A 14,026-nucleotide genomic window follows, 5' to 3' on the forward strand; every position below is an offset into this window, starting at 1 on the left:
TTTATGATATATTTGCTCTGTTCCAGTGGTTATTGGGCTAGATGATCGAAGAGCGTTCATCCAGAAATTCGGACGGGCAGCAGCCTGTTAGCCGTTTGAAGATTCGATGAAAATAGGAAACATCACTATAACCGACATACTCTGAAATTTCACGAATCGTCAGCCGGGACTCAGTCAGCATGTAGATGGCCGTTTTAATGCGTTGTGTATGTACATGCTCGCTGATGGTTTGGCGTGTAACCTCACGAAGCAGTGTGGCAGCATAGTTGGGTGTTTTGCGGATGACGTCGCCAAGTTCCTCTTTCGTCACTTTTTCCCGATAATGATTTTGGATATACTGCTTCATATACTCCACAAGCCGTTCTTTATCGCTGGAAATGACGCCTTTATCCCATTCCTGATTGATATAAATCATCGCCTCGGTCAACAGGCAGTCAGCCATCAGCGCATAGTAGCTTGGGCGCTCAGTCCATTGGTAATACACCGACTTGACCCGTTCATGCAGCATATCGTAGCATCCGAGCTTGATCGACAGCGGCTTGTTCGTGTTCAGTATGGGAAGTACGTCATCCGTACATGTTTTGCGGCAGTGTATCACATACTTGGTATGAAAAAGCGTAGGAATACTTTTGCCATAGTAAGGCAGATGTCCGGGCAGAATCAGAGCCTCACCCTTGCCGAGAATAATCTTGCAATCGTTCACCCAATATACACATTTTCCAAAGGTGACCAAAATGAACATGTAGTCCACATTATCGTTATCTGGACCAGCCTTCTCGTACCAGTCCACACCATGGTCCTGTCGCACGTTCGTGATTGTAATCATGAAGTCACTCTCCATGTCTTAAAGATTCACTGTACTGTACTATAATACAGTCATCATACTATAGTTCATAGTCTTGTCGCACCGATATAGATAAAATAAAGTCATAAAAGTTTAAATAGATAGAGCAGCAAAGAGGAGTGGAATAGAACCATACTGGAATTACTACCAAAAAGTAAAGACATTCAGGAGGATGACATTTCTATGCTTAAAACGAAAATTATTTGTACTATGGGACCTGCCTGTGACTCCATTCAGTTATTAAAAGAAATGATTCAGGCCGGTATGACAGTAGCTCGCTTGAACATGGCTCACGGGGAGCTCGAAGATCACGTTAAACGTATTGAAAATGTGCGACAGGCTGCCAAGGAACTGGGAACCTTTATTCCTGTCATGATGGATATCAAGGGACCTGAAATTCGGATCGGCAAGCTGAAAGAAGCATCCTGTCTGCTGAAACCAGGCAGCCAGCTGATTCTGACAACAGAAGAGATTTTGGGGGATGAGCACCGTATTTCGGTGAATTACCCTGATATGCCAAAGGACATCAAACCAGGCGATCGTATTTTGATTGACGACGGTTTGGTTGATCTGACTGTAACTTCTGTTGAGGGTACTGAAATGATTTGTAATATTGTAAGCGGCGGTGTTTTGAAGCCGAGAAAAGGTGTGAATCTGCCAGGGATTCATACGACTCTTCCAGGCGTAACGGAGCGCGATGTGAAGCACATCCAATTTGGGGTGGAGCAGCGTATCGAGCTGATTGCGGCTTCTTTTGTGCGTAAGGGCGACGATATCCGTGAAATCCGTGAGATTTTGAAAGGACATCAAGCTGAGCATGTGCAAATTTATTCCAAGATTGAAAATGCCGAAGGCATGGAAAACCTGGATGATATTATCGAAGCTTCGGATGGTATTATGGTAGCCCGTGGCGATTTGGGTGTAGAAGTGCCGATTCAAGACGTGCCTGTGATGCAAAAAGAAATGATCGACAAGTGTAATCTGGTCGGCAAGCCGGTCATCGTAGCTACACACATGCTGGAATCCATGCAGGTTAACCCGCGTCCGACGAGAGCCGAAGTCAGTGACGTATTTAATGCGGTAATGCAAGGAGCCGATGTAGTGATGCTGTCGGGCGAATCTGCCGCAGGTAAATACCCTGTCGAGTCCGTTCGCACGATGGCTGCGGTAGCTGCCAGAGCGGAATCACAGTTTGATTACCAGGAGCAGTTCGATAAGCGTAGAGCACGCCAAAGCACGAACATCACCGAAGTGATCAGTCAGGGCGCGGTTAGCTCCTCTCTTGAGCTGGATGCCAAGGCGATCATTACCTCGACTGCCAGCGGATTCACGGCGCGAATGGTGTCCAAATATCGTCCGAAGGCTCCGATTATTGCGGTTACCCCGAACAGTACGGTATTCGCCAAAATTTGTCTGTTGTCCGGGGTATTCCCGGTCAAAGGGGATAAAGTAGCGACGACGGATGAAATGTTCGAATCCTCGATCCGCAATGCCCTGAACGCAGGGTATATCCAAAAAGGGGATACCATCGTACTGTCAGCGGGCGTTCCTGTTGCAGAGGTTGGTGCGACGAACCTGATCAGAGTACATCAAGTATAGGCTAAATAGATCACAAAAAGGCGCTGATTCCCCTTGGGTTCAGCGCCTTTTTTTATATCCTGTCGTGTCCCAGACTTCTTACAGCCCGAACACACTTTTAGCAACGACCTGTGTTAATTCTGCCTTATGAGCTTGGTATTGCTCAAGCGTAATGCTCTTATTGGCCAGTCGTTGATCGAGCTGCTCCGTTAGCTGAGCTACCTGCAAGTCAACGACAGCCTGAGCGTCCCGTTGATGGCTCGAGGCAATATCCGCCAAGGTTTGACCGTTATATAGTGCATCATACAGTTGCTCATCCGAGGATAAACCCAGGGTATCCAGCAGTTCGTCATCCTTGGATGCTTCACTATCCTGTACCTGCAGGGCTCTCTCCGGAGCCAATGCAGCAGCATTAGCCCGACTTCCCCATGTAGAGGACTGCCCAATCGACAACGCCAGCAACAGTGTGCAGATGACCATCATTCGTTTTCGATTCATAAGTGTAGATCTCCTTTTGTTCATTAAATTCTGACAGGGTGTGAATGGTATATGGATATCCAACGGGAATCATGTTTATGCCTGTAGACCATCCGGCTTATGTAGTTACCAGATCGGTTAAATACATCATACACGCCCAATCTTAGCGCCAGCTTAATACTCGTTTAAAATAAACTAAATGAGGACGTTATAAACAGGTAACGTCAAAAAAATTCACAGATGACGTATGAAGGGTGCACTTTACTCTTTGGATCCTGTTTTTTCCTTTGACCACATTTTTCGTATTCCATGTATACAGAGCAGTAGCACAGGCAAAAGAAGGCCTACAGATAAGACATAAGTTGTCCATATTTTCGCATCCCAGGATTGCTGGTAAGGTACATTTGGGTATATGATCACTGACATGACGACCAGGATCACCCCGAGAGGGGAAATCAGCGGACGATAGTCTTTCAAATTAAAGATTTGGGTAATGGCTATCATAATGGAGTATAGGTACAGGACTAGCCTGAAAAAGAGGGAAATAAACCACAGGGCGGCCATAACTGCTTCAATACGCTGAAGGAAGTTCCCAATATTGATTTTTTTGGCTAATAAATAGCTCGGGTAAATATTTCTTGCCGTAAATCCAGGGCCAAAAACCAGAATTGCCAATGTAACGAGCACAACCAGAATCAATCCGCCAATCAGGCTTCCTATTAGAAAGGCCTTGCGTGCTTGATCGGGGTGATCTACAAAAGGAAAAATCATTAATAAAACTACATGAGACAGAAATGCAATACTTATGAAGGATAAGACAGCAGGCCAGATGGGCCCCCATCCCATCTCCAGCATGGGTTGAGCGTTCTCCAGCTTAATATTAGATACTACCAAAACGACAAAAGCCGTATAAAGCAGGATGAATAAGGGAAACAACAGCTCGGCCGAACGGGCTAGCGTTTCAAGTCCAAGACGCACCCCCATCAATACAATGAGCGCAAAAAGGATATTGACCGCTTGAACCGGCGTTTCCGGTATCATTTGAGTCGTCAGAAAACTCCCCGAATCATACAACACCGCAGCAGGCCCACTCAGAAAAAATGTAATGACAAACAGAAGAGCAACGGACTTCCCTAACCACTTGCCGAGCAGAGTTTCCATGATTTCAATCAGGGTCATTTGTGGATACAGGATGGTAATTGTATTGTACAGCCATATCAAAAGCAGCCCCGCCCCTACACCGACGAATGACGCTATCCATGCATCCTGTTTGGCTGTGGCAGCCATAACGGAAGGAATGACGAGGATTGCACTGCCGATTGTAAATAAAATCGTTAAGATCAACAATTGACGTGGAGAAATTTTGACTGAATTAGGCATCATCTTCACCTACCTCACTTTTATTGGTCTGACACTGAATTCTTGGCCCACAGCTTTTTTAGATAACCACATGGTAGCCATGATCGCTTCAATACGCTGTAGAAAATGGCCAATACTGATTTTTTTGGCTAACGCGTAGCCTGGATATATGTTTCTTGCTGTTATGTCAGGGCCTAGCACCAACATTATCTCCGCAGAACGGGCCAGCACCTCCAATCCCAGACGAACAGCCATCATTATAATAAGCGCAAAAAGGAAAGCCCGGACCCAACCCCGACAAGCGTGGCAATCCATGCATCCTGTTTGGCTACAAGCGCCATGCCTGAAGGGATGATGAGAATTGTACTTCCTATTGTAAATAGAATTGTTAAGATCAACAGCTGACGTGCAGAGATTTTGATCTGTCCAGGCACCGCTTTCACCTCGTTTTATTTAATTAATCCAATATGGATTAAGAAATCGCTGAATGGTTTATATATGACTGTGATCCAGTCCAAAGGAGTGGGGACTGTCCAGACTAATATCTTGACGCTGCTGATCCCGATTCCAAGTAGAAGGAGGATGGAAAACAACCACAACTCTTTTTTTAACCCCTTTTTCCACATGTAGGGGACCTCTAACAAGCAGATCACAGCAGCAACCAGCAATATTCCCAGCACGCTTACCATACGAGACAGCATTACTCAGCACCTTCTTTTCCGTGATAGTAGTATAGGGGCAGATCCCCGCGCGGGAATCTACTCCTTAACATCATTCAGAAATGAGCTGCCAATTGTACCCAAGCGCCGAAGCTTGAAATCGACCTTGATATTTACGGGCAAATCTGCAAAATGCTCACTGCTCCAATTTTTTTTCAGTGTATTCCACGCCTTTGGGTCAGCACGGTGAATGGCTTCACCGAATCCGAAAATGTCAGCTTTGTACGATTTTTGAGCTTTTCTGATGGCTGATTTCATAGCCTCTTCTATCTTTTCTTCCTCTTTCTTCTCAATGTCATAAATCGTGCTCACATTGGTCAGATCCAGATGAGGACACTCGACTTCTCCCACGTTGGCTTCAACCCGCATTTTAATATTGATTTGGGGCTCTCCCCTGTATACTCTCCCTTCTACAGTAGTTTGGGTCCGAATAATCTCTGAGATAACCTTGCCGCCTTGAGGACAGGCTACAAAACCAACGGAGCTTTTTACTTTACCGGTAATAAAGTTGTAGCCTTTACTTTCATCTTCGTTTAACCAGCCAATTAATTTGTCTTTTTTGAACACAGCCAGTCCTGAATACTCTAATCGGGTGTGGGGGGCGATCTTTTCGACATTGTCTTTTCTCTCCCCCGCTTCTTTATTGCCAATGATCCGAAGTCCTGTCATGACAGGCTCTGTTCCTTCACTGGTAAGAGCCGCAATCAATTCATCCAAGGTTACGGTCATACTGGGTGACCAGTTTTTTTCAGATATATCCAAGGAGGAGAACAAGTCATTCGCCGGGATCGGGTCCAAAGGCGTCAAGATTTTCAGTATATCCTCTGCACTTGCGTCCTTTGACAATACTAAGTAGAAGTCGGTGCGGAAATGATGATCTCTTGACAGAAGATCAAGAGCTTTTGCCATTCCGTCCGTGGCCATAGATTCCCCAATCACACATATGCGAAGGTGGGAAAAATAGATTTTCCGTGGACTTATTTTCGTCATTTTTCGAACGGCCTCAAATATGGTCTCGGCTTTGGCTGTATATAACGTGGTAGGAGCCCGGCCATCTCCTCCACTTTTAGCTGACACCTGACCTGGATCTACGACTTGGACGGAAACCTGAAATTGATCGCCCTGCTTATCAATTCCCATGCCGACGGCGATGGCAAGCTCATTCAATTCCGTGCGATTCCAACAACCAGTGAGAAGCGAGGTCATTGTAAAAATCAGGAGCAGACAGGCGGCCTTCCGTTTCACGATTTTCGACTCCTTTCTATTTGTGCCACCTCTCTATTTCATTCCCGTGATTTTCGGGGCGGGGTACTGTTTCGGCGTTTCACGTTCTTCTGGTTGATTAACCTGGGACGGGAAATCATCATCCAGTGAGGGAGCCGAAATAAGGTATCCTTGGTGTCTGACGGAATTAGAGGCGCAAGAGGGGTCATATATGGAACGCCAAACGAACGAAGGCTGCACATATGCAAAATAAGGGCAATGCATCCGACGATAATTCCGAACAATCCGAATGAGGCGGCAAGCCCCATCAGAGGAAATCGCAGCATACGAAAGGCAATGGACATATTATAGGCAGGGAGAACGAAGCTGGAAATCGCCGTAATGGCTACGACAATGACCATCGCCGCTGATATAATCCCGGCTTGGACAGCTGCTTGTCCGATGACAAGTGTCCCTACGATGGAGACGGCCGCTCCGATATACTTGGGCATGCGGACACCGGCTTCCCGCAATATTTCAAAGGTCAGTTCCATCATGAGCGCTTCAATAAAGGCAGGGAACGGAACGGATTCCCGTTGTGCAGCCAGCCCGATCAGCAATGGAGTTGGTAGCATTTCCTGATGAAACGTAGTGATAGCCACATATAAGGATGGGCCCAGCAGGGAAATAAAGACTCCAATGTAGCGAAGAAACCTTATGAAGGTGCTGATGTCCGCACGTTGATAATAGTCCTCAGCGGCCTGCAGGAAGGAAACAAACAGTGCAGGTACGATAAGCACATAGGGGGTTCCATCCACCAGAATGGCAATTTTCCCTTCCAAAAGCCCGGCGGCGATGACGTCCGGGCGTTCGGAGTTGTACACGGTCGGAAAAGGGGTGAAGGTTTCATCCTGAATCAACTCCTCGATATACCCGCTTTCGAGAATGCCGTCAACATCAATACGATTCAGGCGCTCGTGCACCTCTGTGACCAGCTTATCGTTCGCGATCCCCTTGATGTACATGACTGCCACATCGGTCTTGGTTACGCGGCCGATTTGTTTGGTTTCCAGCCACAAGTTCGGGTCTTTTATTTTTCGCCGGACCAAGGCCGTATTTGTGCGGAGTGTCTCTGAAAATCCCTCCCGCGGCCCGCGAACGACGTTTTCAGAAGCAGGCTCTGTAACCCCTCGATCCTTCCATCCCCGCGCGCTGGCTACGATTCCCTGTGTCTGACCATCAATTAAAATGACTGCATCTCCGGATAATAGCGCGTTATATAGGTTTTCAAAATCGGTGATATCATGGATATCTCCGATAGTCAGTGCGTAATCCTTTAAAATCTGCAGCACATTGGAGGACAGTTGAATTTTGTCGTTCACGTCCACAGGCAGGCTGCTATCCAACATCATCGACTCCATGATGAAATCGGAGACTATATTTTTATCCGCCAACCCGTCGGTATAGAGCATCGCGATAATTTGGTCTCCGTCCTTGCCGATGCGAACTTCTCTGATAATGATATCGGTGCTGTTACCCACGGTTTGTCTGATCTGCTGAAGGTTTTGTCCAAGATTTGCACTGATCGGTTCCCTTGAATGTGCAGGCTGATTTTCTGCGTTCTGAACAGGCAATTTATTGAACTTTTTATGGGTGCTTCTCTTCCGAAAACGCATGAATGTTCTCCCTCTCCTTGAGGATACTTTTTAATCCAGTATGGACGTAGGAGGCTCCTGATAAACTTATTGCTGGAATTTTGAGGGGGAGGAAGGGAAGGAGGGAATATGAAAAAACCTCCTTCACAGGAGTGAAAGAGGTTTACGCATCTACAACCATTACAATTTAGGATTTTTCCCATGTTGGTTGTCGTTAGGCTGACTGTCTTGGCAAGTGAATACAATCAGGATAATCGTACCCACAACCGGAATTAAGGCAATTAAAATCCACCATCCGCTTCTGCCTGTGTCGTGCAGTCTACGGGCCGTAACGGCCAGAGATGGCAACAGGACAGCCAAAGAATAAATGTAAGTCAATATCGGTGTTAGGCCAAAGAGACCGTCGATTAAACCGATTATAAAACTTGCGATTACGTTGAACAGAACAAACATCCAGTATTCTGTACGTCTTGCTCTACCTTGGAATCCCACATAGTTTTGTAATCCTTTTAAATACCATTGCATATATTTTCACCTCCTCAAAAATTTAAAGATTTTCTATAAAGATTTTCAAAATTGTTCTTTTAGATATATCGACAGGAAAGATATAGAATTTTACTTGTAAAATTATAACTATAAAAATTTACATATCACAATACATTTATTAACATTAATAATTAAATAAATAATTTGTAAAAATATAAAATTGCATATTGAATTTCCTATATCCATTACATAATATAAAGGTACGGTTAACCACAAGGTTTGGATGGGCCCTCTTAACAGAAGAGCTTTATTTTTTTGATAAATTTGAAAGCGCTTTTATTAATATTGGAGGTGATTATCAACAATGAATTAAAAGACCGTTTTACTTCATAGCGCCTTAGTTTATCAGGTATGTTCAAAAACGAGAGAGATTAGTTAATGAAAAAGTTACTTTTTTGCAGGGTAACAGCCGCTTCGCTGGCGGGTGCGCTGTTGTTGCCTGCCTCTTTTGCAGGTGCGACCAAACGCTTAATCCAGATACAGCTGGACTTCAAGCTGCGGGGCAGATTACCCTTCAAGATCAAAGCCAGGAGAACATTACAATTCAAAGCAAAAAGCCCGTTTCTTTCAAGGAAACCTCCGTACATGATCCATCTATTCTGAAAGTGAAAGATACATTTTACATCTTTGGCTCCCATCTTGCAGCTGCCAAGTCCAAGGACCTCATGAATTGGGATACGATCGCCACAGGAGTAGTAAATGGTAATGCACTGGTTCCTAATGTCAAAGAGGAATTAAAAGAAGCGCTGGATTGGGCGCAGACAGACACGCTGTGGGCGGCGGATGTTATTCAACTGGCCGATGGCAAGTTTTATATGTACTATAACGCCTGCAAGGGCGACTCCCCGCGTTCAGCAATGGGTTTAGCAAGACGAAAAAGCATTTTCTGATTTTCCACTCCCGTTTCCCGGGCAGGGGCGAGCAGTTTGAGGTGCGGGTGCATGAAATGTTTATGAACGCTGACGGTTGGCCTGTAGTTGCTCCTTACCGTTATTCGGGTGATGAAGACTCACTGAAAAAGTTGTCGGAAAAGGATGTCCTCGGCCAATACTCGTATGTAGATCACGGGAAAGAAATTTCGGCCAATATTAAGCAAGCTGTGACCGTTAGCCTGGACAGTGGTGGCAAGCTGTCTGGAGGAGCGACTGGTACATGGAAGCTTGGCACAGGTAACCAGCTGGAGATTACAGCGGATGGTACGAAGTATAAGGGGGTGTTCCTGCGACATGTTGATCCAGACACGGGCCAAAAGACGCTTGCTTTCACTGCACTATCCTCCAAGGGAGTTGCGGTGTGGGGTACATCAAAGTCTGAACTGAAGGCCAGCAAGATCGTGGCTGCTGTGCAAAAGGATCTGAGTCTGGGCGATTTGGGCAATGTTTTATATAATCTGACGCTGCCTACTCAAGCTGCCCAAGGTACTACCATTTCATGGGAGTCCTCACGTCCTGAAAATATTTCCGTGACAGGTGAAGTGTACCGCCCAGCGGCGGGCTCTCAGCCTGCGACGGTCACATTGACGGCGACCATCAGGAAAGACAAAGCAACGGCCAGGAAAAGCTTTATAGCCACTGTACCTGAGCAGGCTCAAGGTCCGCAGCTCGCGCGCTATTCATGGACTGAGGATCAAGGGACAACTGTCATAGACAGCACATATAACCATTTCGACGGCAATGCCTATGGTGGTGCTGCATGGGACAAGGATGGAAAGCTTGGCGGTGCCCTTGTGCTGAACGGGAAGGATGGCTACGTGCAGCTACCGGCCACGGTCACAGATGCAGACGATTTTACCTTTTCCGCTTGGGTGAACTGGAAGGGCGGTGGAGCCTAGCAACGGATTCTCGACTTTGGGAATGGTCAGTCTCGTCATATGTTTCTGACTCCTTCCCAAGGAAGCGGCGTGCTCCAGTTTACGATTCATGAGGGTGCGGATCAAAGCCTGCTTGCCAAGTCAGCATTGCCTGTAAACCAGTGGACGCACGTAGCGGTTACACTGGAGGGAAATACCGGGAAGCTGTATGTAAACGGTGAGGAAGTGGCTGTTAACGACAGGATTACCTTTAATCCAAAAGAGCTGCTGACGAGCGAAGTTTATCTCGGCAAAAGCCGCTTTGCCGCTGATGCTTACTTTAACGGCAGTCTGGATGAGGTTCAAATATATAACAAAGCGCTGACAGCAGAAGAAATTAGAGCATTGTCTGAGCTGTGATTCCTGATGAAGTAATATGAGCCAAACAAGCGAAGGAGACGGGCATTTTTTTAAAAAAGTTCGTCTTCTGCGAAATGTTTTGTGTATTTATTTTTAGTTCACTGGTATAATTAAAGGCAACAGTGGATATAATGTTTTAGGTAGGCGTTGATGACTGATTTCGTCAACTGAAAAGATAGCTTGAAATTAATAAAGGACAAGGGCACTCTGCATAATTTAATTTCACCAGTGCTTGCGTTTTCAATACACTTATGGTAATATGAGTATATTGAAATTGTGACCTGAGATTCACATATTGTAGAGGGTTATTGTTTTAGGTTGAAATAACCTTGTGCAATATGTGAATTTTTATTTGTAAAAAATAAAGGTCATATAAATATATTTTGGAGGTAATACCATGCAAACAGGTACAGTTAAATGGTTTAACGCAGAAAAAGGTTTCGGTTTCATCGAAGTTGAAGGTGGAAGCGATGTATTCGTACACTTCTCCGCAATCCAAGGCGAAGGTTTCAAATCTTTGGACGAAGGCCAACGCGTAGAATTCAACGTAGTTGAAGGAAACCGTGGACCACAAGCTGAGAACGTTGTAAAACTGTAATTTAAAATTACAGCCTACTTCAGATGCCCCGAACATAGCGTTTGGGGCATTTGTTTTTATCTGTTTACAAGGGCCGTTTTTGAACTGATTACATCTTTTCGCTTTATAAATCATGAAGAAAGAGGGATGTTTATGTACAATTCACGGAAAAAGCCAATGGATGAGATTCCTGAGGAAATTACAGCTGTCTGGAATTGCGCCAGCGATACGTGCAACGGATGGATGCGGGATAACTTCGCTTTTTCTGTCGAGCCGACATGCCCCATTTGCGGTTCTGCCATGGTGAAGGGCGAGAAAAAGCTGGCTGTATTAAATAATACGAGCTTTAATCATACGAAACAATCCTAAGCGGATATATGTTTGTAGTAAAAGATGCCCCATAGCCACTAACGGCGCTGAGGCGTCTTTTTTACTTTATGAAGAATACTCCGGCTGGCGTTGCCTTTACATATGAATGATCAGGTTTTTCAATTATGACCTGGATAAATTGGAGATAGTATGTTCAGCAAGGTGGAATTAAATTCAGGTCGTCCTTCGTAAAATACGCCGTGCCCGCTTCGTTCGAAAGGGATCAGCTTTGATCCGGGGATTCCTTTTTGAGTTTGTATTGCCAGAGGGAAAGGGCAGACTCGATCCAGCTTACCGTGTAAAATCCATGTAGGTACGTGTATACACGGTAAATCAGGACGCAAATCGGAATCACGCAGTGAATATAAAGTGCAGGCCATGCTATGCACAGAGGCAGCAAAGCCCTGATCACGTAGCCAGTCCCGAAAGCTTTGGCTGACGGGATTGGCAAACAACAGTTCGCCAAATGAGGTTACCAGTTGCGGACGATCTGTATAGGCTTGTTTGATGAGTTTATCTACCTCTGTGACAGGAGTGCCATAAGGAAAGTCGCTGGTTGGGGTGAACCGTGGCGTGGCTGCTCCGATCAAAATCAACTGATTGACACCATACCCCCGGTGTCTGCTCATATAGCGTGTAACAACAGCGCCTCCCATGGAAAAACCAATCAGCCGAATATGCCCCAGCTGAAGCGTCTGGATTACGGCCAGCAGATCATCAGCCAGTCGATCATAGTCGTAGCCGTGCCATGGTCGATCCGATTTGCCGAACCCTCTAAGATCTACCTGAATACAGCGGTATCCATAGGCAGGCAAAAGGGCAGCCTGATATTCGTACATTCGATGATCCAGCGGCCAGCCGTGTACCATGAGCACAGGGACGCCCTCTCCTATATCCTCAACATATAGCTTGACGCCACGCTCCACCTCAATATAATATCCCAATCTGTTCACCCCTTTAGAAATCACGAAATTTCGCTCTCTCTCACATATATGTAGTTAGAACTCAGACCATTCGAAAAAGGGATAAGACAGTCGCTAGATGAACATATAATTTGTTAAAAAATGTATGTCATCCTGCATAGGGATAAGATATAATGATGGGATGAGACAGCAACGGGAGAGTGGAACGATGACACCATCAAAAACTTTAAAATGGATTACAGGCGGGCTGGAGCTGTTTCTGGCCATTCCTGTTTTAGGCGGGCTGATCGTCGTAAATTCCGCTTATACCGTATTGTTCTTTATGTTGATTTTCCATATCGTTACATTAGTGCTTTCGGTGACTAACAGGGAGCCCTTTTATGGATCGATCTTGGGGATTGTTACCTCGGTTGTTGGGTGGATTCCGATTGTGGGCTGGCTGATGCATTTGCTTTCAGGCATCTTTTTGATGATTACCGCAGCTCAGCCGCCGCGTGATCAGTATCATCGTCGTAATTATTATGATCATTATCGCTACTAGGTTCAATATGTGATCCAAATAAAAAGATCCTGAAGAGCAGGATCTTTTTTATTTGGGAAATTTTTTTATTTAGGAAATCTACCCATGATAACGGTGTTGTAGTACCTGCTATCCGAAAGAAGTTTATCGTTTTTTAATATACCTTCAACTTCAAATCCATGCTTTTTATAGAGTTCAATGGCTTTGTTATTTGTTTCCAAAACCTGTAGGGTCATTTTCTTGATATGATTGGAGTCAGCCCAGGAAATGGACGTTCTTAAAAGGTTGGTTCCTATTCCATAGTCCCAGTAATCTTTTAATATGCAGACGCCAAATTCTACTTTATGAGCAAATCTTCTGAGAGCATAACCTTCACACCTGGAAAAACCAACAATTTTATCATGAACTACTGCAACTAAAAACAGGTTTCTGCTACTTTGTGTATCCGTTTCAATGAGCTGCTCAAAGCCCGGCGTATCTATGTACGCCTCTCCTTTTTCCCGGTCTAAATTTTCCGTCTCTCCATCAATCAGCAATCGAATTTTGGACAGATTCCTCGCATCCTTATTCGTGGCAGATCTGATCGTATACGTCATGCCTTTCACATTAAATTCCTGTGGACTTATTTTCATTAGGTGCTCCTTGTGGTTGAAACCGGATTCTGGACATACTCCAATCGCTATCCCTTGATCATACTAGTCTATCACATCTGGTCTGATGTACACGAACCCAAAGCCTGTCCCTTGTTGCTGTATGGCAGCAGAGGACAGGCTTTGGGTGTTTCCCGATCCGTACAGGGAAGCCGGATAGAGATTTATTTACATGGAGTGGCAATGTCTAGTTAACAAATGATTCTAATGAATAAGGCTTATCGAGCTACAGCTTTTTGGAAGACGGGAGCATTATCTGCTTGAGCGTGTCTGGCTTCAGCTTTCACTGGAGCCTTGGTTGCTTGGGCTTGTTTGGTTTCGGCTTCCACTGGAACTTTATCTACTTCAGCTTTAGAATGCAACTTCTTTAGCATGATCCTTGGCTGCAACTTCTTTA

Annotated in this window: 12 protein-coding genes and 2 pseudogenes; 5 read left to right on the top strand and 9 right to left on the bottom strand. The window is 45.2% G+C overall.

Annotated features, from left to right (window positions below; all coding sequences use genetic code 11):
* Nucleotides 1-37 precede the first annotated feature (37 nt).
* The gene (locus GCU48_RS12175; RefSeq protein WP_152380168.1) at nt 38-826 is read right to left on the bottom strand and encodes a helix-turn-helix domain-containing protein; all 789 of its coding nucleotides are present in this window, start codon (nt 824-826) and stop codon (nt 38-40) included.
* A gap of 201 nt (nt 827-1,027) precedes the next feature.
* On the opposite strand from GCU48_RS12175, the gene pyk reads away from it, so the two are divergent.
* Complete coding sequence (gene pyk / locus GCU48_RS12180) at nt 1,028-2,443, top strand: pyruvate kinase (RefSeq protein WP_025719631.1); 1,416 nt, start codon at nt 1,028-1,030, stop codon at nt 2,441-2,443.
* A gap of 78 nt (nt 2,444-2,521) precedes the next feature.
* On the opposite strand, the gene GCU48_RS12185 is transcribed toward pyk, so the two are convergent.
* From GCU48_RS12185 to GCU48_RS12215, 6 genes and pseudogenes are all read right to left on the bottom strand, one after another.
* Nucleotides 2,522-2,920: a hypothetical protein gene (locus GCU48_RS12185; protein ID WP_025719629.1), complete on the bottom strand. Its 399-nt coding sequence runs from the start codon at nt 2,918-2,920 to the stop codon at nt 2,522-2,524.
* Nucleotides 2,921-3,160: 240 nt separating this feature from the next.
* On the bottom strand, nt 3,161-4,282 hold the full coding sequence (locus GCU48_RS12190) for a GerAB/ArcD/ProY family transporter (RefSeq protein WP_307499440.1): 1,122 nt from the start codon (nt 4,280-4,282) through the stop codon (nt 3,161-3,163).
* A gap of 63 nt (nt 4,283-4,345) precedes the next feature.
* Nucleotides 4,346-4,692 (bottom strand): annotated as a pseudogene (locus GCU48_RS29145) (hypothetical protein); the annotation flags it as partial.
* 324 nt (nt 4,693-5,016) lie between these two features.
* The gene (locus GCU48_RS12205) at nt 5,017-6,222 is read right to left on the bottom strand and encodes a Ger(x)C family spore germination protein (protein WP_152380170.1); all 1,206 of its coding nucleotides are present in this window, start codon (nt 6,220-6,222) and stop codon (nt 5,017-5,019) included.
* 38 nt (nt 6,223-6,260) lie between these two features.
* Nucleotides 6,261-7,856, bottom strand: a complete 1,596-nt coding sequence (locus GCU48_RS12210) for a spore germination protein (RefSeq protein ID WP_152380171.1) — start codon at nt 7,854-7,856, stop codon at nt 6,261-6,263.
* Between the two features lie 159 nt (nt 7,857-8,015).
* Complete coding sequence (locus GCU48_RS12215) at nt 8,016-8,360, bottom strand: DUF805 domain-containing protein (protein WP_152380172.1); 345 nt, start codon at nt 8,358-8,360, stop codon at nt 8,016-8,018.
* A gap of 399 nt (nt 8,361-8,759) precedes the next feature.
* On the opposite strand from GCU48_RS12215, the pseudogene GCU48_RS28850 reads away from it, so the two are divergent.
* The 3 genes and pseudogenes from GCU48_RS28850 to GCU48_RS12230 all read left to right on the top strand — a co-directional run bounded on the left by GCU48_RS28850 (nt 8,760) and on the right by GCU48_RS12230 (nt 11,536).
* Nucleotides 8,760-10,590 (top strand): annotated as a pseudogene (locus GCU48_RS28850) (LamG-like jellyroll fold domain-containing protein).
* Between the two features lie 397 nt (nt 10,591-10,987).
* Nucleotides 10,988-11,188, top strand: coding sequence for a cold-shock protein (locus tag GCU48_RS12225; protein ID WP_007428290.1), 201 nt, complete (start codon nt 10,988-10,990; stop codon nt 11,186-11,188).
* 132 nt (nt 11,189-11,320) lie between these two features.
* The gene (locus tag GCU48_RS12230) at nt 11,321-11,536 is read left to right on the top strand and encodes a cold-shock protein (protein WP_007428291.1); all 216 of its coding nucleotides are present in this window, start codon (nt 11,321-11,323) and stop codon (nt 11,534-11,536) included.
* Between the two features lie 119 nt (nt 11,537-11,655).
* On the opposite strand, the gene GCU48_RS12235 is transcribed toward GCU48_RS12230, so the two are convergent.
* Nucleotides 11,656-12,480, bottom strand: coding sequence for an alpha/beta fold hydrolase (locus GCU48_RS12235; RefSeq protein ID WP_152380173.1), 825 nt, complete (start codon nt 12,478-12,480; stop codon nt 11,656-11,658).
* A gap of 187 nt (nt 12,481-12,667) precedes the next feature.
* Between GCU48_RS12235 and GCU48_RS12240 the strand changes: the two genes are divergently transcribed.
* Nucleotides 12,668-13,000: a hypothetical protein gene (locus GCU48_RS12240; protein WP_152380174.1), complete on the top strand. Its 333-nt coding sequence runs from the start codon at nt 12,668-12,670 to the stop codon at nt 12,998-13,000.
* Between the two features lie 65 nt (nt 13,001-13,065).
* Here the strand turns inward: GCU48_RS12240 and GCU48_RS12245 are convergent, their stop codons facing one another.
* Complete coding sequence (locus tag GCU48_RS12245) at nt 13,066-13,611, bottom strand: GNAT family N-acetyltransferase (protein WP_152380175.1); 546 nt, start codon at nt 13,609-13,611, stop codon at nt 13,066-13,068.
* Nucleotides 13,612-14,026 lie beyond the last annotated feature (415 nt).

Source organism: Paenibacillus brasilensis (genome assembly GCF_009363115.1).
Classification (GTDB): domain Bacteria; phylum Bacillota; class Bacilli; order Paenibacillales; family Paenibacillaceae; genus Paenibacillus; species Paenibacillus brasilensis.

What these genes read in the sequence shown, in the direction of transcription:
- GCU48_RS12175 (WP_152380168.1), bottom strand. Translation starts at nt 826, where the DNA reads ATGATTACAATCACGAACGTGCGACAGGACCATGGTGTGGACTGGTAC.
- pyk (WP_025719631.1), top strand. Translation starts at nt 1,028, where the DNA reads ATGCTTAAAACGAAAATTATTTGTACTATGGGACCTGCCTGTGACTCC.
- GCU48_RS12185 (WP_025719629.1), bottom strand. Translation starts at nt 2,920, where the DNA reads ATGAATCGAAAACGAATGATGGTCATCTGCACACTGTTGCTGGCGTTG.
- GCU48_RS12190 (WP_307499440.1), bottom strand. Translation starts at nt 4,282, where the DNA reads ATGATGCCTAATTCAGTCAAAATTTCTCCACGTCAATTGTTGATCTTA.
- GCU48_RS12210 (WP_152380171.1), bottom strand. Translation starts at nt 7,856, where the DNA reads ATGCGTTTTCGGAAGAGAAGCACCCATAAAAAGTTCAATAAATTGCCT.
- GCU48_RS12215 (WP_152380172.1), bottom strand. Translation starts at nt 8,360, where the DNA reads ATGCAATGGTATTTAAAAGGATTACAAAACTATGTGGGATTCCAAGGT.
- GCU48_RS12225 (WP_007428290.1), top strand. Translation starts at nt 10,988, where the DNA reads ATGCAAACAGGTACAGTTAAATGGTTTAACGCAGAAAAAGGTTTCGGT.
- GCU48_RS12230 (WP_007428291.1), top strand. Translation starts at nt 11,321, where the DNA reads ATGTACAATTCACGGAAAAAGCCAATGGATGAGATTCCTGAGGAAATT.
- GCU48_RS12240 (WP_152380174.1), top strand. Translation starts at nt 12,668, where the DNA reads ATGACACCATCAAAAACTTTAAAATGGATTACAGGCGGGCTGGAGCTG.
- GCU48_RS12245 (WP_152380175.1), bottom strand. Translation starts at nt 13,611, where the DNA reads ATGAAAATAAGTCCACAGGAATTTAATGTGAAAGGCATGACGTATACG.